The sequence below is a fragment of the Pseudomonas sputi genome, from assembly GCF_021603585.1.
GTDB classification, from domain to species: domain Bacteria; phylum Pseudomonadota; class Gammaproteobacteria; order Pseudomonadales; family Pseudomonadaceae; genus Aquipseudomonas; species Aquipseudomonas sputi.
This window is the reverse complement of record NZ_BQHI01000005.1, coordinates 336887-360597: the sequence shown is the minus strand read 5'-3', so window position 1 is coordinate 360597 and position 23711 is coordinate 336887. Positions and strand designations below refer to the sequence as shown.

The following is a 23711-nucleotide window of genomic DNA, read 5'->3' as shown; positions in this document are numbered from 1 at the left end:
GGCGCCCTCACAGGCGCCGCGTTTTTTTATGGCTGAATCATCAATCACTCAGTCCGGGGTTTGCTCGGCCAGTGCAACAGCGCGGAACATCGCCCGGCGCTTGTTGATGGTTTCTTCCCACTCCAGCGCCGGCACCGAGTCGGCGACGATGCCGCCACCGGCCTGCACGTGCAGTTCGCCGTTCTTGATCACGGCGGTGCGGATTGCGATGGCGGTGTCCATGTTGCCGTTCCAGGCGAAATAGCCGACCGCGCCGCCATACACGCCACGTTTGACCGGTTCCAGTTCGTCGATGATTTCCATCGCGCGGATTTTTGGTGCGCCGGACAAGGTGCCCGCCGGCAGGATAGCCCGCAGTGCGTCCATCGCCGTCAGCCCGGCTTTCAACTGGCCGGTCACGTTGGACACGATGTGCATCACGTTGGAATAACGCTCGATGACCATTTTCTCGGTGAGTTTCACCGAGCCGACCTCCGAAACGCGACCGGTGTCGTTGCGACCGAGGTCGATCAGCATCAGATGCTCGGCGATCTCCTTGTCGTCCGACAGCAGGTCTTCTTCCAGCGCCACGTCCGCCTCTTCGGTCGCCCCGCGAGGACGGGTGCCGGCAATCGGGCGCACGGTGATCAGGTTGTCTTCGACCCGCACCAGCACTTCCGGCGAACTGCCGACGACGTGGAAATCGCCGAAGTTGAAGAAGTACATGTACGGCGTCGGGTTGAAGCAACGCAGCGCACGGTACAGATCGATCGGCGCCGCCTTGAAGTCGATCGACATGCGCTGGGACGGCACGACCTGCATGCAGTCACCGGCGAGGATGTATTCCTTGATGGTATCGACGGCTTTTTCGTAGTCGTCCTGGGTGAAACTGGAGCGGAACACCGGTTCGGCCGCCTGCTGCTTGCTGAAATCCAGGCCACGGCGCGGGGTGATCGGCTGACGCAGTTTTTCCAGCAGTTGCTGCAATTGCGCCTGGCCCTGCTCGTAGGCATCGGCCTGCGCCGGGTCGGCCAGCACGATCGCATGCATCTTGCCGGCGAGGTTGTCGAACACCACCACCGCATCGGAAACCATCAACAGAATGTCCGGCACACCCAGCGGATCCGGATTCGGGCACTTGCCGAGGCGCTTCTCTACATAGCGCACGCAGTCATAACCGAAGTAACCCACCAGACCGCCGTTGAAGCGCGGCAGACCCGCGATGGTCGGCACGTTGTAGCGGGCCTTGAAGGTTTCGACGAAGGCCAGCGGGTCTTCAACGTCATGGCTTTCGGTTTCGACGCCGTCGACGGTGATGCTGACGTGATGGTCATGAACCCGCAGCACCGTGCGGCACGGCAGGCCGATGATCGAGTAACGGCCCCATTTCTCGCCGCCCTGCACCGATTCGAGCAGGTAGGAGTTGGGCTGGTCGGCCAGTTTCAGGTAGATCGACAGCGGCGTGTCGAAGTCGGCCAGGGTTTCGCAGGCCAACGGAATGCGGTTGTAGCCGTCAGCGGCCAGACGCAGGAATTCTTCGCGGATCATAGGGTGCCTCGTGGTGTGAGGGGCAAATCAGTCAGGTGAGCAAACGCGCCGGCAGGCCGGCCAGGAACAAGTCAGGCGCGCCAACGCCAGCGGGCCAGGGCCTTGATGACTTTCATCCAGAGTTTGCGGGTGACCACCACGATGGCGTTTCCAGAAGGGGATTGAGAAGCGTCGGGCAACGTTATCTCAGCGGCCGTATCCAGGCAACCGGGAATTAGCTTGCGCAGATCGTCGATCACCAGCGCCGGAGACTCCTCGGCAATCGGCCGGCCATGGTTGTAGCCATAACTGAGCCCGACGCACTTGACCCCCGCCGCCTTCGCCGCCAGCACATCGCTGCGCGAATCACCGACGAACAACGATTGCGAAGCCGGGATTCCGGACATTTTCATCACGAAGAACAGCGCTGCCGGGTCAGGCTTCTTCTGCGGCAGGGTGTCGCCGCCGATGATCCATTTGAAGTAGCGGCCGATCTTCATCTGATCCAGCAACGGCGCAACGAAGCGCTCCGGCTTGTTGGTGATCAGCGCCATGGCCACGCCCTGCTTGTGCAGCCATTTGAGGGTGTCGCGCACGCCGGGATAGATCACGGTCAGCTCATGGCTGGCGCCGTAAGCCTCCATGAAAACCTCCAGCGCATGCTCGGCCTCCACATCATCCACGGAGGAGTGGTCGATGCCGCCAGCCAACGCGCGGCGCACCAGCACCGGCGCGCCGTTGCCGACCCACTCGCGCACCGACTCGATACCGGCAGGCTTGCGCCCGAGGGAGAGCAGCATGTTATCCACAGCCGCCGCCAGGTCGGGGACCGAATCGATCAGCGTGCCATCCAGATCGAACATCACCAACCGCGGCAGTTGCCCCGGGAACAACTGCTCAAAGCCGCTCATGGGCGAGCCAGCGCCAGTTCGGAACGCATCTTGTCGATGACTTCCTGATAGTTCGGCGCATTGAAGATCGCCGAACCGGCGACAAAGGTGTCGGCACCGGCAGCGGCGATTTCGCGGATGTTGTTGACGTTGACGCCGCCGTCGATTTCCAGGCGGATGTCACGGCCCGAGGCATCGATGATCGCCCGCGCTTCACGCAGCTTGTCGAGGGTGCCGGGGATGAACTTCTGCCCGCCGAAGCCCGGGTTGACGCTCATCAGCAAGACCATGTCGACCTTGTCGATCACGTACTTGAGCACGTCCAGCGGGGTCGCCGGGTTGAACACCAGGCCGGATTTGCAGCCGCCTTCACGGATCAGTTGCAGCGAACGATCGACGTGCAGCGTGGCTTCCGGGTGGAAGGTGATGTAGGTAGCGCCGGCCTCGATGAAGTCGCCGACGATGCGATCCACCGGGCTGACCATCAGGTGCGCGTCGATCGGCGCGGTGATGCCGTACTTGCGCAGCGCGGCGCAGACCATCGGGCCGATGGTCAGGTTCGGCACGTAGTGGTTGTCCATGACATCGAAGTGGACGAAGTCGGCACCGGCGGCCAGAACGTTGTCCACTTCCTCGCCCAGGCGGGCGAAGTCGGCGGAAAGAATCGACGGAGCAATAACGAAGGGCTGCATGACGCACCTTTTCTGAGCTAAATCACGATGGCGCGCATTGTATACCTCAAGTTTCCGCGCGCGCACCGTGACCGCGATGATTGGGTTGTGCCATGACCGATGACCGGCAGGTTCTCAATACGCCGCCCGGTAGATCTTCTCGATATCGGCAGCGCTGAGCTTACGCGGGTTGTTGCGCATCAGGCGCTCGATGCCAGCGGCCTCTAGCGCCATGGCCGGGATCGCTTCTTCAGGCACGCCGAAACTGCGCAGACCCAACGGGATCTCCACCGCCGCGCACAGTTCGGTCATTGCCGCGACGGCGCTGTCGGCGGCTGCATTGAGACTCAGATGAGCGGTCTTCACCCCCATGGCTTCGGCGATATCCTGCATCCGCTCGACACAGGCCATCTTGTTCCAGGTCATGACATACGGCAGCAGCAACGCATTGCTGACGCCGTGAGCAATGTTGAAACGCCCGCCCAGCGGATACGCCAGCGCATGCACCGCGCCGACCCCGGCATTGCCGAACGCCATGCCGGCCATCAGGCTGGCGGTGGCCATATCTTCCCGGGCCTGCAGGTTGGACGGGTTGGCGTACGCCTTGGGCAAGGATCGGGCGATCAACTTGATCGCACCAATGGCCAGCGAATCGGTGATCGGCGAGGCATTCAGCGACAGATAGGACTCGATGGCATGCACCAGGGCATCGACGCCACTGGCGGCGGTGACACTGCGCGGACAGGTCAGGGTCATTTGCGGGCTGACCAGCGCCACGTCCGGCAACAGGTAATCGCTGACAATACCCTTCTTCAGTTGGGCGACCTTGTCCGAGAGGATCGCCACATTGGTCACCTCCGACCCGGTGCCGGCCGTGGTCGGGATGGCAATCAGCGGCGGCCCCTTGCGCGGCACCTGATCGACGCCGAACAGATCTTCGAGAGCGCCGTGATAACCGGCGTACGCCGCAACGCTCTTGGCGATGTCGATGGCACTGCCGCCACCGAGGCCGATCAGCCCGTCGTGACCGCCCTCTCGGTAGACGCGCATGCAGTCTTCGACGATGGCGATTTCCGGATCGGGCAGCACCCGGTCGAAGATTTCGTACTCGCGCTCGCCGATCTGCGCCAGCGCCAGTTCCACCGTGCCGGACTTGACCAGCGCGGCATCGGTGACGATCAGCGGGTTGTCGATGTCCAGCCGCGTGAGCTCGGCCGCCAGTTGCTCGATGGCCCCGGCGCCGGTGATCAGTTTGTGAGCGATCTTGAACGAGGAAAGACTCATCGTGCGCAGCCTCTTATAGATGGGGGAGCTGAGCACAAGCGTAGTCGGGGAATTCGGGTTGTCTGTCATTCAGCGCATGAATGACTGCCTGCACACTGATTGCTCCCACGCGGAGCGTGGGAGCAATATCGGGCGTGGTTCAGACCTGAGCAGTACGCAGCTTCTCACTCCGCCCACGCAACCACTCCAGCGTCAGCAGCAGGATCACCGAGAAGGCAATCAACAACGTCGCCGCCGCCGCAATCGTCGGGCTCAGGTTCTCGCGAATCCCGCTGAACATCTGCCGTGGCAACGTCGCCTGCTCGGGACCTGCGAGAAACAGCGTCACCACCACTTCATCGAACGAGGTCGCAAAGGCAAACAGCGCCCCGGAAATCACCCCCGGCGCAATCAGCGGCAGAGTCACCCGGCGAAACGTGGTCAATGGCGAAGCGCCGAGGCTGGCCGCCGCGCGCACCAGATTGTGGTTGAAGCCCTGCAGCGTCGCCGACACCGTGATGATCACGAATGGCACGCCGAGCACCGCGTGTACGACGATCAGCGAGAAGAAACTGTTACCCAGGCCCAGCGGCGCGAAGAACAGGTAACTGGCCACACCGATGATCACCACCGGCACCACCATCGGCGAAATCACCAGCGCCATCACCAGCGGCTTGCCGGGGAAATCGCCACGGGTCAGGCCGATGGCCGCCAGTGTGCCGAACACCATGGCCAGCACGGTCGCGGCCGGGGCGACGATGATGCTGTTCTTCAACGCGCGCATCCATTCCGCCGAGGCGAAGAAGTCCTGATACCACTGCAGCGAAAAACCTTGCAGCGGGTACACCAGGAAACTGCCCGAGTTGAACGACAGCGGCACGATCACCAGCACCGGCAGGATCAGGAACAACAGGATCAAGCCGCAGAGTATCCGCAAGCTGTAGAACCACACCCGCTCGACGGGCGACATATAAGGACTCAGCATTTCAAATTCCCCTTAGCTCAGGCGCAGGCGACTGGCGCCCACCAGCCAGCTGTAAATCAGATAAAGCACCACGGTCGCCAGCAGTAACAGCCCGCCGAGCGCAGTGGCCATGCCCCAGTTGATGCTGGTGTTGGTGTAGAACGCGACGAAGTAGCTGACCATCTGATCGTTCGGGCTGCCCAGCAGCGCCGGGGTGATGTAGTAGCCGATGGCGAGGATGAACACCAACAGGCAGCCGGCGCCGACACCGGCGTAGGTCTGCGGGAAGTACACCCGCCAGAAACTGGCGAACGGGTGGCAACCGAGGGAAATCGCGGCACGCATGTAGGTCGGCGAGATGCCTTTCATCACGCTGTAGATCGGCAGGATCATGAACGGCAGCAGGATGTGCACCATCGAGATGTAGACCCCGGTGCGGTTGAACACCAGTTCCAGCGGTTTATCGATGATGCCCATTGCCATCAGCGCGCTGTTGATCAATCCGCCGGATTGCAGCAACACGATCCACGCGGCGACTCGCACCAGAATCGAAGTCCAGAACGGCAGCAGCACCAGAATCATCAGCAAGTTGCTTTGACGCGACGGCAGGTTGGCCAGCAGGTACGCCAGCGGATAGGCCAGCACCAGGCAGATCACGGTAATGACCAGGCCCATCCAGAAGGTCCGGGCGAAGATGTCGAGGTAGATCGCCTGATCCGGGGTGGCCGGAGCAATTTCGCCAAGGTCGTCGATGCGATGATCCACCGCCGCCAGCAGATAGAACGGGGTGATGGTGCTGGTGTTGCGCTTCACCGCTTGCCAGTAGGCCGGATCGCCCCAACGCTCATCGAGGCCTTCCAGCGCTTCTTTATAAGAGGCCGGTTCGCTGGCGAAGGGCAGCGAGCGGGCGGTTTTGGTCAGCAGGCTACGATAGCCGGCCAACTCCATGTTCAGGCGCTTGGACAGATCGCCCAGGGTCTGGTTTTTCCGTGCTTCGGCGAGGTCTTCGCTGGCGGCTTTGTAGACCGGTTCTGCGGGCAGGCCTCGGCCGTCCCACGCGGCAATCGCGGTCACGGTGCGCGGCATGCCGGCGACCACTTCCGGGTTGCCGACACTTTTATAGAGCAGCGCCACGATCGGCACCAGGAACACCAGCAACAGAAACAGCACCAGCGGCGCGATCAGCGCCTGGGCCTTCCAGCGGTTGACCCGCTCGGCGTGCTTGAGCCGCTGCTTCAAGGTGGGGCTGTTGCCCTCGTTCAGGGGAACGGCGATGGCCATGACGTACTCCGCAAATCTTTGATCGTTACAGAGGCGGCAAACCGCCTCTGTTGTGTTGGAACACCGCAACCTGAATGATCATTCCCACGCTCTGCGTGGGAATGATCACAGGGGGGCAAGCCCTCTGGTTACTTCGCAGCCCAGGAATTGAAGCGCTGCTCCAGTTGCTCGCCGTTGTCAGCCCAGAAGCTGACGTCGATCTGCACCTGATTGGCGATGTTTTCCGGGGTGGTCGGCATGTCTTTCAGGATCGCCTTGTCCAGCAACGGCACAGCCTGGGAGTTGGCCGGGCCGTAGGCGATGTTTTCCGAGTAGGTCTTCTGCTGTTGCGGCTGCACCGAGAACGCGATGAATTTCTTCGCCGCTTCGGCACGCTTGGCGTCCAGGCCTTTCGGGATGGCCCAGGCGTCGAAGTCGTAGATGCCGCCGTTCCACACCACTTTCAGATTGGATTCTTTCTGCACGGCGGCGATACGACCGTTGTAGGCCGAGCTCATGACCACGTCACCGGAAGCGAGGTATTGCGGCGGCTGGGCACCGGCTTCCCACCACTGAATGTTCGGTTTCAGCTCATCCAGTTTCTTGAACGCGCGATCCTGGCCGCCCTTGCTGGCCAGCTCCTTGTAGACGTCTTTCGGTGCAACGCCATCGGCCATCAAGGCGAATTCGAGGGTGTACTTGGCGCCTTTGCGCAGGCCGCGCTTGCCCGGGAATTTCTTGGTGTCCCAGAAATCCGCCCAGCTGGTCGGTGCGGTTTTCAGCTTGTCGGCGTTGTAGGCCAGTACGGTCGACCACACGAAGAAGCCCACGCCGCATGGCTGGATCGCGCCTTTGACGTAGTCTTCGGACTTGCCGAACAGCGCAGGATCGAGTTGCTCGAACATGTCTTCGTCGCAACCACGGGACAGTTCCGGCGATTCCACCTCGACCAGATCCCAGGACACGCTCTTGGTGTCGACCATGGCTTTGACCTTGGCCATCTCGCCGTTGTACTCGCCGGCGACGATCTTGCCGTTGCCCGCCGCTTCCCACGGTGCGTAGAAGGCTTTGACTTGCGCCGCCTTGTTCGCCCCGCCAAACGACACCACGGTCAGATCCGGGCCGGCGGCCATTGCGCTTGCCGCACCCATCAGGCCCAGGGTCAGGGCTGTGAACTTCAGGGATCTCAACATTTATTGTTCTCTCCACGTGCAGGGTTGGTGTTGGTATTGCGGGGCGTTTCAGTGCGCCTCTAGAAGAGGATCGAGCGCGCGAACGTGCTCGACCTGCCAGCCAAGCGGAACCACGTCACCGACCGCGAGCGCTGGATCGAGCTCGGCAATCGGTTGTTTCACGAAGAAGTCGGTCTTGCCGCAGACTTCCAGGCGCACCCGGACGTGGTCGCCCAGATAGATGAATTCGGCCACCCGCCCGGAGAAGCGGTTGACGCATTGGTCGCTCGAACCATTGAGACTGACGCGCTCCGGACGGATCGACAGGGTGACCGGTTCGCCGGTCTGGCCGACGTTGACCGCCAGCGCCTCGACCTTTTCCCCACGCCCCAACTCGACCACGCAGCGCTCGCCGGTCTGGCTGAGCAGGCGACCGTTGAGACGGTTGTTCTCGCCGATGAAGTTGGCGACGAAGGTGTTTTTCGGTTCTTCGTAGAGGGTGCGTGGCGGAGCGATCTGCTGGATCTCGCCCTGATGGAACACGGCGACACGGTCGGACATGGTCAGCGCTTCGCCCTGGTCGTGGGTCACGTAGACCACCGTCACGCCGAGGCGCTGGTGCAGGTGTTTGATTTCCATCTGCATGTGTTCGCGCAGTTGCTTGTCGAGGGCGCCGAGGGGTTCGTCCATCAGCACCAGCTGCGGCTCGAACACCAGCGCGCGAGCCAAGGCCACACGTTGTTGCTGGCCGCCGGACAGTTGCGCCGGATAACGCGATGCGAACGCGTCGAGCTGGACCATGCTCAGGGCCTTCTTGACCTTGTCACTCACGTCGCTCTTGTTCAGGCCACGCACGGTCAGCGGAAACGCCAGGTTTTCGGCAACGGTCATGTGCGGGAACAGCGCGTAGTTCTGGAACACCATGCCGATGTCGCGCTTGTGCGGCGGCACGTTGTTGATTGCCCGCCCGGCGAGGAGGATTTCGCCGGCGGTCGGCGTTTCGAAACCGGCGAGCATCATCAGACTGGTGGTCTTGCCGGAGCCGGACGGTCCGAGCAAGGTGAGGAATTCGCCCTTGCGAATGTCCAGGTTGAGGTCTTTGACGATCAGGTTCTCGCCGTCGTAGCTCTTCTGCACTCCACGAAAGCTGACCAGCACATCGCTGGCCCCTGCGTTTGTTTCGACCTGGCTCATACCCACACCTTTGTTATTGATGACTGCTGTGGGATTAAGCCTAGTGGCTGCTCACAGTCACGCAAATCGGGGCGCAGGAGAGAATCGCCTCAGCCGGATGGAAGTCCGGGGGTAGGGATTGCCCTACAAGGATGGCGCGTTTTGGCAAACCCGACCCATGGGTCGGGGCTCAAGTCGTCAGAACCGGCAAAAACGCCTGTCGCTATTGGATATGTCGCTCAGAGGAGCTTGTGTTCCATCGCGTACTTCACCAGTTCGGCGAGCGAGGTGATGTTGAGTTTCTGCATCAGCCGCGCCTTGTGGGTGCTGATGGTCTTGCTGCTCAGGGCCAGTTGCTGGGCGATGTCGTTGACGTTGGCGCCTTGCGCCAGACGTTCGAACACCGAGAACTCGCGCTCGGACAGCAGCGAGTGCAGCGGCCGCGCATCGGTCAGGCCGACTTCGAACACCATGCGGTCGGCCAGCTCCGGGTCGATGTAGCGCCCGCCCGCCGCAACCTTGCGAATCGCCGTCAGCAGCAGCGCCGGATCGCTGTCCTTGGTCGCATACCCGGCGGCGCCGACCTTCAGCGCCCGGGCGGCCATCTGCGCTTCGTCGTGCATCGACAGCACCAGAATCGCCGGCGGATGGTTCAGCGCGCGGATCCGCGGAATCGCTTCGAGCCCGTTGACGCCGGGCATTGAGATGTCCAGCAGCACCACTTCGCACGGCACGTTGCGCAAGGTTTCGAGCAACTGCTCGCCATTGCTCGCCTCCCCCACCACTTGCAGGTCCTTGGCCAGGCCGATCAATTGCTTGATGCCTTCGCGAACGATGGTGTGGTCTTCGGCTACCAGTACACGGATCACTTACTTCTCCTCATCCAGTGGCACCCGCACGCTCAGCGTGGTGCCTTCGCCCGGCTCGCTGTCGAGTGACAGCTGCCCACCCATGATCAACACCCGCTCGCGCATGCCCACCAGTCCAAAGGATGTGGGCCTGCCGGCAGCGGCGACAAATCCTACGCCATCATCGCTGACCGTCAGACACAATTCGTCGCCTTCCTGCACCAGCGTCAGTTCTACAGTATGCGCCCGGGCATGGCGCATGACGTTGGTCAACGCCTCCTGAAGAATGCGGAACAGGCCGATGGCCTTGGCGTCGCTGAGCGGCGCAAGGTTGTCCGGCACCTGCACCAGACACGGAATCTGCGTACGCGCCTCGAAGCGCCGCGCCTGCCACTCGATCGCCGAGGCGATCCCGGCGTCGAGGATCGGCGGACGCAGCGCCGTCGCCACATCCCGCACCAGCTGAAACAACTGGGCGATCAGGCGCTTCATGCTGTTCAAGCGCTCGTTCAGCCCCGGGTCAAGTTGCGCGTAGGCCAGTTCGCACATCGATGTCTCCAGTTTCAGCACCGTCAGCATCTGCCCCAGCTCATCGTGCACCTCCCGGGCAATCCGTGCCTTTTCCTCCTCCCGCACACTTTCCAGGTGCGCCGACAGTTCGCGCAGTTGTTCGCGGGAGGCCGCCAGTTCCAGTTCGATGCGTTTGCTTTCGGTGATGTCCCAGACGATGCCGTCCCAGACATAGGCGCCGCCCTCCAGTTGACGGGTGATGGCCTTGATTTCGGCCCAGCGCTGTTCGCCCTGGCGCGTGAGGATTCGGCCCTGCCACGACCAGTCGCTGTCGGTGTCCAGCGCCTGATCCTGGGTCTGGTGATAACCGGCCCGGTCATCCGGATGCACCAGGCTGCGCAGGCCCATGTCGCGATGAGCGATGGCGGCCGGCGCGTAGCCGACCAGACTCTCGCTGCCCTCACTGATGTAGGCAAAGTCGATCTGCCCGGTTACCGGTGCGCGCTCGAGACGGAACACCAGCCCCGGCACGTTGGCCGCGATGCCTTGCAGCCGCGCCTCGCTTTCCTGCAAGGCAGCCAGGGCACGCCGGCGTTCGGTGACATCAGTGAGGTAAACCACCAGATACTCGCCATCGCGAAAACGCAGGAAGCTCAGCGATACATCCGCCGGCAGCACACTGCCATCGGCCCGCACACAGTTGGTTTCAAAACTCAGCGGCCCCTCTTCGCTGGCCCGGGCGCGTTTCCACAGATTGAGCCAGCGATCCATGTGCAGGCCCGGCTCGAAGTCGATCAACGGCCGGTCGATGATCGCGCCTTGTGGATAACCGAGCATGTTTTCCGCCGCACGATTGGCGTAGCGCACATGGCTGTCCCAGTTGACCCAGAGAATGCCGACGGTGCTCTGATCGATGGAGAATTGGGTCAGACGCAAGGCTTCTTCGCTGGCGGCGCGCAGGGCAATGTCTTCGCGCGCGTCGAGCAGACGCTGTTCAAGACTGCGTTGCTGGCGCCGTTGCCAGAGCACGATGGCCACGCAACTGAGCAGCAGCACTGCGAACAACAGACTCAGGTTCTGCCAGAAGCCCGGCGATTCGGAAAGCCGCGGATACTTGGGCTGCAGCCATTGCGCATGCAGGCGCTCCAGATCCTTGGCCGGAATTGCGCGCAAGCCGCTCTCGACGATCCCGGCCAGTTCCGGCCAGTCGCGGCGGGTGCCGATGCGCAGCAGTTGCGGCAGACCGATGTCGCCGACCACCACCAGCCCGGCAAACTCCGGTTCCGCCGACAATCGACCGAGCTGCGCCTCATCGACCACCGCGTAGGACGCCTGTTGAGTCAGCAACAGTTGCAGCGCCTGGCGTTCCATCGGTACGCCTTGCAGATTCAGATGGGGATAGTTGCCGCGCAGGTAATCGGCGGCGACGCCGGGCATGCGCACGGCGACGCGGGTCTGGCTGTCGAGCTTTTCCAGCTCCACGGTCGCGCTGCTCTTCTGATCGCTGACCACCAGTTGCGGCACACGCATGTAGGGGTCGGAAAACTGCCATAGGCGCAGCCCGCCCGGGGTCTGGGTCAGGCCCGGGGCGATGTCGATTTCGCCGTCCCGTGCAGCCGCCTCCAGTTGCGCCAGATCTTGAAAGTTGCGCCAGCTCAGCTCGACATTCAGCGCCCGGGCCAAGGCTTTCATCACCTCGACATTGGCCCCTGACAGCCGCTGCAGTCGCCGGTCGTATTGCGCGTACGGTGCCTGCAATACCAGGCCCACGCGCAATTCGTTGTGCTGCGCAAGCCACTGTTGTTCGCTCGCCGACAACCGCGCGAGGTGGCTCGATGGCGCAGGCGCCCCCCAGCCTATCAAGGGAAACACCAGACAGCCGATAACCCACAGGCAGCAAAAACGCATCATTGAAGTCTCATACACTGACAAATTCTGACCAACCCATTAGGCTGCCGGGATAACTTCTGGCCTGGAATAACCGATGCCCCCTGTCTATCGCCTGGCAATGCCAGCATTGTGCCTGTCGCTGATCCTGCCTTGTGCGTTTTCCGTCGAAGCCGCGGATCCGGCACCCGCCCCCGCCGCAGAAAAAGCCGCCGAAGAGAAACCGGTCGAACGCCAGCCACTGCTTGAGCGTAGTCAGGAAGAAGCCGCAGCACTCGAACGCAAGGTTCCGGCCCAGGAACAACAGCAACTGCAAGCGGGCAGCGACACCTTCCTCGCCCTTTGGAAACCTGCCAACACCGCCGAACCCAAAGGCGCGGTGGTCCTCATTCCCGGTGCCGGCGAGACCGCTGACTGGCCCCAGGCAATTGGCCCGTTGCGCCACAAGTTGCCGGACGTCGAGTGGAGCAGCCTGAGTATCACCCTGCCCGATCTGCAAAGCGATGCGATCGCACCGCGCGTGGTCGAAGCCCCCGCCGCAGCGAAAACCGCCGACCCTGGCAGCAAGGATTCGACCACTGCCGAGCCAATCGAACAAGCCGCCGGCGGCGAAGCCGATGTGGCCGACAAGGTCGTTGCCGAAACCACCGAGGAACAGTCCAAGGCGGATGCCGAGCGAATCTTCGCCCGCATCGACGCCGCATTGGCCTACGCCGAGCAACAGAGCGCGCGCAGCATCGTCGTCCTCGGCCATGGCACCGGCGCCTACTGGGCCGCACGTTACTTGAGTGAGCGACAGACCTCGCAGGTCGAGAAACTGGTGCTGGTGGCCGCGCAGACGCCGCCCAAGGCCCAACCGCCACTGGTGGAACTGACGCCTGCCCTGAAGCTGCCGACGGCGGATATTTTCTACATGGATAAACCGCTGGACCGCAACGCGGCACTGGAGCGCCTGCAGGCCAGCAAACGGTTGAAGACGTCCGCGTTCAGTCAGGTCGCACTCAGGGCCTTGCCGGATAACAAGGCCGAGCAGGAGCAATTGTTCCGCCGGGTGCGTGGCTGGTTGAATCCGCAGAGTCCGGACTAAAGGGCCCGGATGTAAAAAACACGGATAAAAAAATCGCAGCTCAACGCTGCGATTTTTTATGCCTAGCGAAAATCCCGCCGTTCGCGAATCAAGGTGTAGGCATTGTGCAATTCGCGGGTTCTCTCGGTGGCCTCACGCACCTGCGCTGGCGTTGCGCCCGTCCCGGCCACCTTGTCCGGGTGATGCCGACTGAGCAGCCGTCGATAGGCACGCTTGATCTGCGCCGGTTCGCTGGTGGCCGACACACCGAGCAGGCGCATCGCCTCCTGATAGCTGACCGCCGCGCTGACGATCGGACGCTTGTGCGGCTCGTAATCCGTAGCCAGCGCCTGTATCTGGTGTGTCGTCCAGCCCAGCCACTTGCCCCACTGTGCCAGCAGTTCCCGCTCGCTGACGCCGGCCCGACCATCGGCGAAGACCATTCGCCAGCAGGCACGCAACACGCCTTCGGCCGCATGGGGTTGAGCGCTCAACCGACGCAGGTAACCGCGCAGATTGTCGTTGCCGGACTTGCCGCGGTTGAACGCAGCAATCGCCCGGCGCTGTGCCGGCTCGCTCATTTCCAGCGAACGCATCTCCTGACGCGCCTGCTGGATATGACCGTCCGTGACCCGCCCGTCGCTCTTGGCCAGACGCCCGAGCAACACGAACAACAATTCGTCGTTGCGCAGCATCGGTCGCCCACCGAGTTTTTCCCGCAAGTGCCCCCAGCTCTGCAAATGCAGGCGCCGATCCAGCGCCTGCCCCAACAAAGCCCCAAGCATGGCCCCCGGAATGCTGGCGATAGCAAAACCCGCTCCGGCTCCAATCAGAGTCCCTGGCCACAACATATCAGCGACTCGCTTCTATCAAGGCTTCGGCTTCGGCCAGACGCTCGTGGGTACCGACATCGACCCAGTGGCCCTTCAGCCGCTCGCCGGTCACCTGACCATCCCCCATGGCTTTACGCAGCAGCGGCGCCAGTTTGAAGGCACCGTCGGCGCAGCCGTCGAACAACTGCGGATGCAGTACGGCGATGCCGCTGTAGGTCAGAGTCGCCGCCTCGGCCTGGCCATCACGTACCTGACCCTCGGTCATGGTGAAATCCCCTGTCGGGTGATGGGCCGGGTTGTCCGCCAGCACCAGATGCGCCAGGCCGGTGATCGGCTGATGCAAAACGCTGAAGTCGTAATCGGTCCAGATGTCGCCGTTGACCACCAGGAACGCGTCGTCACCCAACAGCGGCAAGGCGCGAAAAATTCCGCCGCCGGTTTCCAGTGGCTCGCCCTCCGGCGAGTACTGGATCGACACGCCGAACCGCGAACCATCGCCCAGATGATCTTCGATCTGCTGTCCGAGCCAGGCATGGTTGATCACGATCTCGTTAAAACCGGCCGCTGCCAGGGCACGCAGGTGATATTCAATCAATGGCACGCCACCGGCCCGCACCAGCGGCTTGGGGGTGGTCAGGGTCAGCGGGCGCATGCGCTCGCCTTTGCCCGCCGCCAGAATCATTGCCTTCATGCCGTCACTCCACCACGCAGGCTGGCGAGCAGTGCCTGCAGATCCGCCAACTCGGGACGGCGAGCGATGACCGCTTCTATATAAGAGAAGAAACGCGGTACATCACCGAGGTAACGCGGCTTGCCATCGCGATGGCAGATGCGGGCGAAGATGCCGATGACTTTCAGATGACGCTGCACGCCCATCAGGTCGCTGGCACTCAGGAACTCTTCGAAGTCCGGCTGCACCGGGATGGTCAGCGCCGACGCCTGCTGCCAGTAGCTTTCCAGCCAGCCGCGCACACGTTCTTCAGGCCAGCTGAGGAACGCGTCCTTGAACAGGCAGGTCACGTCGTAGGTCACCGGGCCGTACACGGCGTCCTGAAAATCCAGCACACCGGGATTCGGCTCGCTGAGCATCAGGTTGCGCGGCATGTAGTCGCGGTGCACCAGCACTTTCGGCTGGGCCAGGGCGCTGTCGATCAGCAGATCGCTGACCTTTTGCCACTGCTGCTGTTGGGTGGCATCAAACTCGACGCCCAGTTCGCGTTTCACGTACCACTCGGGAAACAGTTCCAGCTCGCGGCGCAACAACGCGACGTCATAGCTCGGCAGCGGTGCCACCATCGGCAACTGCTGAAAAGCCAGCAGCGCTTGCAGGGCATCGCTGAATAACGCGTCGGCATTTTCGCTGTCGATCACGTCCAGATAGGTCTTGTTGCCCAGGTCATTGAGCAAAAGAAACCCGCGCTCGAGGTCTTCGGCATAAATTTTCGGCACGTTGATGCCGGATTTCGCCAGCAAAAAGGCGATATCCACGAAGGGTTTGCAGTTTTCCTGAGGCGGTGGCGCGTCCATCACGACGAAGCTGCGACCCGCGCCCTCCCAACGGAAATACCGGCGAAAACTCGCGTCGCTGCTGGCCGCGGTCAACGTGGCCGGGGGTACGGCGCCCCAGCCCTGATCTGCAAAAAGGGTTTCCAACTGTTCATCGAGCCAAACTTTCAGGTGTTGCAAGCGTACATCTTGATCAGGCATTGCAAGGGTCTCCGACGGCGCTAGCCGTCAAGCGGGTCATGCTTTATTATCCAGCATCTTTTTCAGACCATCGAGAGGCGTGCGGCCCACACCGCGGGCAGATGGCACGCAGGAAGCCCGGACTAATAAGATGGCATTGAAATCCCCCGCGTTTCGTAAAAAATTTCCGTTGTTGGTAACCGGCAGTCTGCTGGCTATGCAACCTCTGGCCAGTTCATTCGTTGTTGCCGCCGAGCAGTATGACTGCGCCGTCTCGGCAACGGGTGGCTGGGCCTGCTCGCCGAAGACGCCGGCCGCTGCCTTGCCGCCGCGCCCCGTGCATGACGGCAGTGCCGTCAGCGCCGCTGGCGAAGCCTCGGCCGAGAGCGGCTCCACCGCGGAGTCCGGGCCCAAGCCGGTACTGGTTACCGAGTCCAAGGGCCGTGGCCTGAAATCCCGTAGCGAAGACTACAGTCACCTCGACTGGGTTCCGCGCGAGAAGCTCACCGCCGCCCAACTGGCCGAGACCGGTCCTTACTGCTCTGGTTCCTATATCGAACCAATTCGTCCTGGCATGAATGACAAGACGAATAAAAGTGACGCCCCGACCTTCATCGGCGCCAAGGCGTCGCGTTATCAGCAGGATTCGCAGGTCGCGAGCCTGGCCGGTGATGTGGTCATGCGTCAGGGCAGCATGCAGGTCGAAGCCGACGAGGCCAACCTGTATCAGGCCGAAAGCCGTGGCGAACTGGCGGGCAACGTGCGCATTCGCGACAACGGTGCGCTGATCGTCGGCGACCACGCCGATGTGCAGCTCGACACCGGCGAAGCCAAGGTCGACAACGCCGAATACGTCATGCACAAGTCGCGCATCCGCGGTAACGCGCTGTACGCCAAGCGTGCCGAAAACGCGATCATCCGTCTGAAGGACGGCACGTACACCACGTGCGAACCGAACAGCAACGCCTGGCAGCTCAAGGGCAACAACATCACCCTGAACCCTGCCACCGGCTTCGGTACCGCGACCAACGTGACGCTGCGGGTCAAGGACATTCCGATCCTGTATACCCCGTACATCTACTTCCCGATCGACGACCGTCGCCAGTCGGGCTTCCTGCCGCCGACCATCGGCACCGGCAGCGACACCGGCTTCATGCTGGTGACCCCGTACTACTTCAACCTGGCACCGAACTACGACGCCACGTTGTACCCGCGCTACATGGGCAAGCGCGGCCTGCTGATGGAAGGCGAGTTCCGCTACCTCACCAAGTCCAGCGAAGGCCAGTTCGGTGCGGCGTACCTCAACGACGAGGAAACCGAGCGCAGTAAGCAGACCGACTACCAAAAGAATCGCTACATGTACAACTGGCAACACAAGGGCGGTCTCGACTCCCGCGTGCTCACCCAGGTTGACTACACCAAGATCAGCGACCCGTACTACTTCCAGGATCTACAGACTGATCAGATCGGCGTGAAGAGTGCCGACTTCGTGAACCAGCAGGGCTCGGTCACCTATCGTGGCGACAGCTACACCGCTCGCTTGAACGCCCAGGCGTACCAACTGGCAACCGTGTCGAACATCACCCCGTATGACCGCCTGCCGCAGATCACCTTCAATGGTCAGCTGCCGTATCATCCGGAAGGTCTGAACTTCGATTACGAGACCGAGCTTGTTCGGTTTGACCGCGATCTGAAGGACGGCAATTTCGTCAACGAGGACGGGACGATCGAGCGCCGCCTCGATAACAACGTGTTCGGCCTGGCTCGTGCCAACGGCGACCGTCTGAATCTGAAACCAGGCGTCAGCCTGCCGATGAACTGGACCTATGGCTTCCTGAAGCCATCGCTCAAGTATCAGTACACCCAGTACCAGCTGGATCTGGACGGCACCGGCAAGTCGCAGATCGATACCTTGACTGCCGAGCAACAAAAGCTCAACGGCAAGTTCGACAGCAACCAGAGCCGCGGTGTACCGATCGCCAGTATCGACAGCGGCCTGTACTTCGATCGCAACACCTCGTTCTTTGGCAAAAATTACCGCCAGACCCTGGAGCCACGCCTCTTCTACCTCTATGTACCTGAGGTGGATCAGGAAGACATTCCGGTATTCGACACCAGCGAATACACCTTTAACTACGCCTCGCTTTTCCGTGACAACCGTTTCTCGGGTGCCGACCGTGTCGGCGACGAGAACAAGCTGTCGCTGGGCGTGACCAGCCGCTGGATCGAAGACGACGGGTTCGAGCGTCAACGCATCAGTGTCGGCCAGGCTCTGTACTTCAAGGATCGTGAAGTTCAACTGCCAGGCATCGACGCCAAAACACGCGATGACGCACACGCCAACGTTTCGCCGTACGCGCTGGAATACGAATACCGCTGGAACCGCGACTGGCGCACCACGGCCGACTACAACTGGGATCCGGACAGCCGCAGCCCGCGTTCCGGCAGCGCGATGTTCCACTACCAGCCGGAAGACAACCCGAACAAGGTGGTCAACGTCGGCTATCGCTATCGCAACGACCAGGTCCGCTACGACCAGAACACCGGTAAATGGGCCGTGGGCGGTGGTGACTACGGCACGCCTGGCCAGCCTGGCTACGTGAAGGACTACTACAAGATCCAGCAACATGACTTCTCGGTCATCTGGCCGATCGTTCCGCAGTGGAGCGCGATCAGCCGCTGGCAGTACGACTACAACCGCAATCGCACGCTGGAAGCCTTCGGTGGTTTCGAATATGACAACTGCTGCTGGAAACTGCGCCTGATCAACCGTTACTGGGTCAGCTATGACGAATTCAGTCAGAACGCCCCGGAAAACGAAAAAGGCGACCACGGCGTCTTCCTCCAAATTGTTCTGAAGGGACTCGGCGGCCTCACCGGCGCCAAGGTAGAGAGCTTCCTCGACAAAGGCATCCAAGGTTATCGTCAACGTGAAGACCAAGCTTTCTGATTGTCTGCGCCCGCTGATGCTGGGCGCGCTGTTCCTGGGTACCGCAGCCAACGCCGCGGTACAGCCTATCGATAAAGTGGTGGCCATCGTCGACAACGACGTGGTCATGCAGAGCCAGCTGGATCAACGCGTCCACGAAGTTCAGCAAACCATCGCCAAGCGCGGCGGCGGTCTGCCGCCTCCGGGCGTACTGGATCAACAGGTGCTCGAGCGCCTGATCATCGAGAACCTGCAACTGCAGATCGGCGAACGCTCCGGTATCCGCATCACCGATGAGGAGCTGAACCAGGCGGTCGGTACCATTGCCCAGCGCAACAACATGACCCCGGAGCAGTTCCGCATCGCCCTGTCCCGCGATGGCCTGTCCTATGAGGACGCTCGCGAGCAGATCCGCCGAGAAATGATCATCAGCCGTGTGCGCCAGCGCCGCGTGGCCGAGCGCATTCAGGTGTCGGAACAGGAAGTGAAGAACTTCCTCGCCTCCGACCTGGGCAAGATGCAACTGTCCGAAGAGCTGCACCTGGCCAACATCCTGATCCCGACCCCGGAAAGCGCCAACTCCGAAGCGATTCAGAGCGCTGCACGCAAGGCGATGGAGGTTTACCAGCAACTCAAGCAAGGTGCTGACTTCGGCCAGATGGCCGTGGCCAACTCCGCCAGTGACAACGCGCTGGAAGGCGGCGACATGGGCTGGCGCAAAGCCGCTCAACTGCCACCGCCGTTCGACCGTGAACTGAGCAGCATGACGGCTGGCGACATCACTCAACCGGCACGCACTCCAGGCGGCTTCATCATCCTGAAGCTGCTGGAAAAGCGTGGTGGCGAGAGCCAGATGCGCGACGAAGTGCATGTGCGCCACATCCTGGTCAAGCCAAGTCCGGTTCGCGACGAAGCCAAGACCAAGGAACTGGCTCAGTCGCTCTACAACCGCATCGAAGCCGGTGAAGATTTCGCCGAACTGGCCAAGAAGTACTCGGAAGACCCGGGTTCTGCCCTCAACGGCGGCGACCTGAACTGGATCGACCCGAACGCACTGGTACCGGAATTCCGCGCCGTGATGGCCAAGTCCCCACAGGGTCAGCTGTCCAAGCCGTTCCAGACCCAATACGGCTGGCACGTTCTGGAAGTCCTTGGCCGTCGCGCCACCGACAGCACCGAACAGGCCCGTGAGCAGCAAGCGATGACCGTACTGCGTAACCGCAAATACGACGAAGAGCTGCAAACCTGGCTGCGTCAGATCCGTGACGAAGCGTACGTAGAGATCAAACTCCCTGGTGCAGACCAGGCAGCGCAGTGAAACCCAAGCGTTTCGCGCTGACACCCGGCGAACCGGCCGGCATCGGTCCCGACCTGTGCCTGCTGCTTGCCTCGCAAGCCCAGCCACACCCCCTGATTGCCATCACCAGCCGCGACCTGCTCCAAGAGCGGGCCGCGCAACTGGGGCTGGCCGTCAGCCTGCTGGAAGTGGCGCCTGACCACTGGCCGGACGCTCCGGCGCCCGCCAACAGCCTGTATGTCTGGGACACCCCGCTCAGCGCCCCCGTGGTCGCCGGGCAACTGGACAAGGCCAACGCCGCTTTCGTTCTTGAGACCCTGACCCGCGCCGGCAATGGCTGTCTGAACGGCGATTTCGCCGGGATGATCACCGCCCCGGTTCACAAGGGCGTGATCAACGAATCGGGCATCGCGTTTTCCGGTCACACCGAATTTCTCGCCGACCTGACCCACACCGCCCAAGTGGTGATGATGCTCGCCACCCGCGGTTTGCGCGTGGCACTGGTCACCACTCACCTGCCCTTGCGCGACATCGCCGATGCGATTACGCCGGAGCGGCTGGAACGGGTCACGCGGATTCTGCACGCCGATCTGCAACAAAAATTCGGCATCGCCCAACCGCGCATCCTGGTCTGCGGGCTCAACCCGCACGCCGGTGAAGGCGGACACCTGGGCCATGAAGAAATCGACATCATCGAACCCACATTGGAGCGCCTGCGCGGCGAGGGCATGGACCTTCGTGGCCCGCTGCCTGCCGACACTCTGTTTACCCCCAAATATCTGGAGCACTGCGACGCGGTGCTGGCGATGTACCACGACCAGGGCCTGCCCGTGCTCAAGTACAAAGGCTTTGGCGCTGCAGTCAACGTGACCCTGGGCCTGCCGATCATCCGCACCTCGGTCGACCACGGCACCGCCCTGGATCTGGCCGGCAGCGGCAGGATCGACACCGGCAGCCTGCAAGTCGCTCTGGAAACCGCCTACCAGATGGCCGAGACCCGTTTATGACCGAGCAATACCAACACAAGGCGCGCAAACGCTTTGGCCAGAACTTCCTGCACGATGCCGGCGTCATCGACCGCATCCTGCGCTCCATCAGTGCCAAGGCCGGCGACCGCATGCTGGAAATCGGCCCGGGCCAGGGCGCATTGACCGCCGGCATCCTCAATTCCGGCGCACAGCTGGACGTGGTGGAGCTGGACAAGGACCTGATCCCGATCCTCAACCAGCAGTTTGCCGGCAAGAGCAATTTCAACCTGCATCAGGGCGATGCACTGAAGTTCGACTTCAACAGCCTGAACGCTGCACCCAACAGCCTGCGCGTGGTCGGCAACCTGCCGTACAACATCTCCACGCCGCTGATTTTCCACCTGCTGAACAACGCCGGCATCATCCGCGACATGCACTTCATGCTGCAGAAGGAAGTGGTCGAGCGTCTGGCCGCAGGCCCCGGTGGCGGCGATTGGGGTCGTCTGTCGATCATGGTTCAGTACCACTGCCGGGTCGAACACCTGTTCAACGTCGGTCCTGGCGCATTCAATCCGCCGCCGAAGGTCGACTCGGCGATCGTGCGCCTGGTGCCGCATGCGGTGCTGCCGCATCCGGCCAAGGATCATCGCCTGCTCGAACGCGTGGTACGCGAAGCCTTCAACCAGCGTCGCAAGACCCTGCGCAACACCCTCAAGCAATTGCTGAGCAACGCCGAGATCGAAGCTGCCGGCGTCGATGGCAGCCTGCGTCCCGAACAGCTCGACCTCGCCGCGTTCGTGCGTCTTGCAGACCAGCTCGCCGAGCAGCCGGCGAAAGCACCTGACGCCGACTGACCGGCAATGATCGCTATCGGGCGGGACGCCAACTCTGGTCTACTGCCCGATACTTGCCTAGACTGAATCCCAATCAGCTACGCCCCGCGTCCCGCTTCGCTTTTAAGGCCTTTTGCATGTCCGATCCCCGCTACCAGGTCGATGTCAGTGTCGTTACCCACTATCTAGCAGACCAATCGCAACCCGAGCACGAGCGTTTTGCCTTCGCCTACACCATCACTGTGCAGAACAATGGCGAGCAACCGGCCCGCCTGATGTCGCGCCACTGGGTCATCACCGATGGCGACGGACATGTCGAAGAAGTGCGGGGCGCCGGCGTGGTCGGCCAGCAACCGTTGATCGGCGTCGGCAAGAGTCACACCTACAGCAGCGGCACGGTGATGACCACCAAGGTCGGCACCATGCAGGGCTCTTACGAAATGGTCGCCGACGACGGCAAGCATTTCGACGCGATCATCAAGCCCTTCCGCCTCGCCGTTCCCGGAGCCCTGCACTGATGGCGACGTATGCCGTCGGCGACCTGCAAGGCTGCCTCGAACCGCTCAAATGCCTGCTCAGGCAGGTTGCGTTCGACCCAGCGCTGGATCGCCTGTGGCTGGTGGGCGATCTGGTCAACCGTGGCCCGCAGTCACTGGAAACGCTGCGCTTCCTTTATGGCATGCGCGACTCGCTGGTGTGCGTGCTCGGTAACCATGACCTGCACTTGCTGGCAGCAGCGAAAAACATCGAGCGCATGAAGAAGTCCGACACCCTGCGTGAAATTCTTGAAGCGCCCGACTGTGCCGAACTGATGGAATGGCTGCGCCAGCAGAAACTCATGCACTACGACGAGCAGCGCGAAGTGGCCATGGTGCATGCGGGCATTCCACCGCAATGGTCCCTGCGGCGCGCCCTGAAGTGCGCCGCCGAAGTTGAAACAGCCCTGCGCGACGACAATCTGTTCCCCGCCTACCTCGACGGCATGTACGGCAACGACCCGGCGAAATGGGACAGCGACCTCAAAGGCGTGACACGCCTGCGGGTCATCACCAATTACTTCACCCGCATGCGTTTTTGCACCGCCGAAGGCAAGCTCGACCTCAAGAGCAAGGAAGGCGTCGACACCGCACCGCCGGGCTACAAGCCCTGGTTCCAGCACAAGGAGCGCAAGACCCGTGGCCTGCGGATCATCTTCGGTCACTGGGCGGCGCTGGAAGGCAACGTGCTCGAGCCAGGCATTTCAGCCCTCGACACCGGTTGTGTGTGGGGCGGCAGCCTGACCCTGATGAATGTCGACAGCGGCGAACGCCTGTCATGCAAATGCGACGAACACGGGGCCGTCCTGCCCACCGTCGCGCCACTGATCACCGAATCTTCTCCCGTCAGCGCCCCGCGCTAGACTGCGTTTTCAGCCGAGCCACAGGAGCCCGCCATGAGCGAATTCAAACGTATCCCCCCTGAACAGGCCCAGGCCCTGCGCGAGCAAGGCGCCGTGGTCGTCGACGTCCGTGACCCGGCAACATTTGCCGCACTGCACATCAGCGGCTCGAAGCATCTGGACAATCATTCCCTGCATGCTTTCATTCAGGGCGCCGACCTCGATGCCCCGACCGTCGTGGTCTGCTACCACGGTAACTCGAGCCAGGGTGCCGCCGCGTATCTCGTGAGCCAGGGCTTCTCCGACGTCTACAGCATGGACGGCGGCTTCGAACTGTGGCGTACGACTTTTCCTTCGGAAACCGCGCAAGGCATCTCCGAATAATTTTTTTTGTAACGTGCAGGCCCCGGCTTCCGCGGGCCTGCGCCGGCAGACGAACGGTCTTGGCACACATAATTACGTATCTCGCCTTTACCTCCCGAATTCCCAACTATCCTTAAGCCCAGGCCATCCAAAACAGGGGAGAGCCGGTACACCGGCGCACGGGTCATCGGGAGTAACTTTCGCGATTGTCGAT

At 62.1% G+C, this 23711-nt stretch carries 21 protein-coding genes; 8 read left to right on the top strand and 13 right to left on the bottom strand.

The genetic code is table 11. The features are described from left to right. Window positions 1-48 precede the first annotated feature (48 nt). The 10 genes from trpE to L6D81_RS10305 form a co-directional block, all read right to left on the bottom strand. On the bottom strand, window positions 49-1527 hold the full coding sequence (trpE, locus tag L6D81_RS10350; protein WP_236178969.1) for an anthranilate synthase component I: 1479 nt from the start codon (window positions 1525-1527) through the stop codon (window positions 49-51). A 71-nt stretch (window positions 1528-1598) separates the two neighbouring features. Then, on the bottom strand, window positions 1599-2417 hold the full coding sequence (locus L6D81_RS10345; protein ID WP_236178968.1) for a phosphoglycolate phosphatase: 819 nt from the start codon (window positions 2415-2417) through the stop codon (window positions 1599-1601). Beyond that, window positions 2414-3088 carry a ribulose-phosphate 3-epimerase gene (gene rpe, locus L6D81_RS10340; protein ID WP_003228808.1) on the bottom strand — a complete coding sequence of 225 codons (675 nt, stop codon included), beginning with the start codon at window positions 3086-3088 and terminating at the stop codon, window positions 2414-2416. Before rpe ends, L6D81_RS10345 begins: the two co-directional genes overlap by 4 nt. A gap of 114 nt (window positions 3089-3202) precedes the next feature. Further along, window positions 3203-4351 (bottom strand): iron-containing alcohol dehydrogenase, encoded by a 1149-nt coding sequence (locus L6D81_RS10335; RefSeq protein WP_236178967.1) that lies wholly within the window; start codon window positions 4349-4351, stop codon window positions 3203-3205. A gap of 139 nt (window positions 4352-4490) precedes the next feature. Then, window positions 4491-5315: an ABC transporter permease gene (locus tag L6D81_RS10330; RefSeq protein ID WP_236178966.1), complete on the bottom strand. Its 825-nt coding sequence runs from the start codon at window positions 5313-5315 to the stop codon at window positions 4491-4493. A 12-nt stretch (window positions 5316-5327) separates the two neighbouring features. Further along, complete coding sequence (locus L6D81_RS10325) at window positions 5328-6575, bottom strand: ABC transporter permease (protein ID WP_236178965.1); 1248 nt, start codon at window positions 6573-6575, stop codon at window positions 5328-5330. A 128-nt stretch (window positions 6576-6703) separates the two neighbouring features. Beyond that, the gene (locus L6D81_RS10320; protein WP_007959933.1) at window positions 6704-7747 is read right to left on the bottom strand and encodes an ABC transporter substrate-binding protein; all 1044 of its coding nucleotides are present in this window, start codon (window positions 7745-7747) and stop codon (window positions 6704-6706) included. A 48-nt stretch (window positions 7748-7795) separates the two neighbouring features. Beyond that, window positions 7796-8920 carry an ABC transporter ATP-binding protein gene (locus L6D81_RS10315; RefSeq protein WP_236178964.1) on the bottom strand — a complete coding sequence of 375 codons (1125 nt, stop codon included), beginning with the start codon at window positions 8918-8920 and terminating at the stop codon, window positions 7796-7798. Between the two features lie 218 nt (window positions 8921-9138). Beyond that, window positions 9139-9768 (bottom strand): response regulator, encoded by a 630-nt coding sequence (locus L6D81_RS10310; RefSeq protein WP_007959929.1) that lies wholly within the window; start codon window positions 9766-9768, stop codon window positions 9139-9141. Next, complete coding sequence (locus tag L6D81_RS10305; RefSeq protein WP_236178963.1) at window positions 9769-12168, bottom strand: PAS domain-containing sensor histidine kinase; 2400 nt, start codon at window positions 12166-12168, stop codon at window positions 9769-9771. Window positions 12169-12241: 73 nt separating this feature from the next. On the opposite strand from L6D81_RS10305, the gene L6D81_RS10300 reads away from it, so the two are divergent. Further along, window positions 12242-13231 carry an alpha/beta hydrolase family protein gene (locus L6D81_RS10300; protein ID WP_236178962.1) on the top strand — a complete coding sequence of 330 codons (990 nt, stop codon included), beginning with the start codon at window positions 12242-12244 and terminating at the stop codon, window positions 13229-13231. A 62-nt stretch (window positions 13232-13293) separates the two neighbouring features. On the opposite strand, the gene L6D81_RS10295 is transcribed toward L6D81_RS10300, so the two are convergent. The 3 genes from L6D81_RS10295 to L6D81_RS10285 are packed head-to-tail and all read right to left on the bottom strand — an operon-like array spanning window position 13294 to window position 15750. After that, the gene (locus tag L6D81_RS10295) at window positions 13294-14061 is read right to left on the bottom strand and encodes a TerB family tellurite resistance protein (RefSeq protein ID WP_236178961.1); all 768 of its coding nucleotides are present in this window, start codon (window positions 14059-14061) and stop codon (window positions 13294-13296) included. 1 nt (window position 14062) lies between these two features. Next, window positions 14063-14734 (bottom strand): N-acetylmuramate alpha-1-phosphate uridylyltransferase MurU, encoded by a 672-nt coding sequence (murU, locus tag L6D81_RS10290; RefSeq protein ID WP_236178960.1) that lies wholly within the window; start codon window positions 14732-14734, stop codon window positions 14063-14065. Next, window positions 14731-15750 carry an aminoglycoside phosphotransferase family protein gene (locus L6D81_RS10285; RefSeq protein ID WP_236178959.1) on the bottom strand — a complete coding sequence of 340 codons (1020 nt, stop codon included), beginning with the start codon at window positions 15748-15750 and terminating at the stop codon, window positions 14731-14733. Before L6D81_RS10285 ends, murU begins: the two co-directional genes overlap by 4 nt. A gap of 130 nt (window positions 15751-15880) precedes the next feature. Here L6D81_RS10285 and L6D81_RS10280 point away from each other — a divergent pair, with 130 nt between their 5' ends. The 7 genes from L6D81_RS10280 (at window position 15881) to glpE (ending at window position 23518) form a co-directional block, all read left to right on the top strand. Then, entirely contained in the window at window positions 15881-18679 is a 2799-nt protein-coding gene (locus L6D81_RS10280; protein WP_236178958.1) for an LPS-assembly protein LptD, read from the top strand. Continuing rightward, window positions 18660-19976 carry a peptidylprolyl isomerase SurA gene (surA, locus tag L6D81_RS10275; protein WP_236178957.1) on the top strand — a complete coding sequence of 439 codons (1317 nt, stop codon included), beginning with the start codon at window positions 18660-18662 and terminating at the stop codon, window positions 19974-19976. The genes L6D81_RS10280 and surA overlap by 20 nt, the downstream gene beginning before the upstream one ends. Then, complete coding sequence (pdxA, locus tag L6D81_RS10270) at window positions 19973-20962, top strand: 4-hydroxythreonine-4-phosphate dehydrogenase PdxA (RefSeq protein WP_236178956.1); 990 nt, start codon at window positions 19973-19975, stop codon at window positions 20960-20962. The genes surA and pdxA overlap by 4 nt, the downstream gene beginning before the upstream one ends. Next, window positions 20959-21777, top strand: a complete 819-nt coding sequence (rsmA, locus tag L6D81_RS10265) for a 16S rRNA (adenine(1518)-N(6)/adenine(1519)-N(6))-dimethyltransferase RsmA (RefSeq protein ID WP_236178955.1) — start codon at window positions 20959-20961, stop codon at window positions 21775-21777. The genes pdxA and rsmA overlap by 4 nt, the downstream gene beginning before the upstream one ends. A 116-nt stretch (window positions 21778-21893) precedes the next feature. Next, window positions 21894-22274 carry a Co2+/Mg2+ efflux protein ApaG gene (gene apaG / locus L6D81_RS10260; protein ID WP_236178954.1) on the top strand — a complete coding sequence of 127 codons (381 nt, stop codon included), beginning with the start codon at window positions 21894-21896 and terminating at the stop codon, window positions 22272-22274. Continuing rightward, window positions 22274-23155: a symmetrical bis(5'-nucleosyl)-tetraphosphatase gene (locus L6D81_RS10255; protein WP_236178953.1), complete on the top strand. Its 882-nt coding sequence runs from the start codon at window positions 22274-22276 to the stop codon at window positions 23153-23155. The genes apaG and L6D81_RS10255 overlap by 1 nt, the downstream gene beginning before the upstream one ends. 33 nt (window positions 23156-23188) lie before the next feature. Next, window positions 23189-23518, top strand: a complete 330-nt coding sequence (gene glpE, locus L6D81_RS10250; protein ID WP_102619787.1) for a thiosulfate sulfurtransferase GlpE — start codon at window positions 23189-23191, stop codon at window positions 23516-23518. The last annotated feature ends 193 nt before the right edge of the window (window positions 23519-23711 follow it).